Consider the following 218-nt stretch of genomic DNA (forward strand, 5'->3'; position numbering starts at 1 on the left):
TTCGCCGTCACCAGCTCATTCAGGCAACGGGTGGCCAACAACTCGCTCGCCGCATTGATGTCCGGGGCGAAGAAGCGGTCCTTCTCATAGAACGGCACTTCAGCCCGCAGAATCGCGCGCGCCTGTTCCAGCTTGGCCGAGGTTTTCAGACCTTCACGCAGATCCAGACCCTGGCACGCCGCCAGCCATTCCACCGCGAGCACGCCACGGGTGTTTTC

At 62.4% G+C, this 218-nt stretch carries 1 pseudogene; it reads right to left on the reverse strand.

Annotated elements, in window-relative coordinates:
- Positions 1 to 218, reverse strand: a pseudogene (locus tag ACM6IR_RS26175) (histidine ammonia-lyase); the annotation flags it as partial.

Source organism: Pseudomonas sp. IT-P253, assembly GCF_949768125.1.
Classification (GTDB): Bacteria; Pseudomonadota; Gammaproteobacteria; order Pseudomonadales; family Pseudomonadaceae; genus Aquipseudomonas.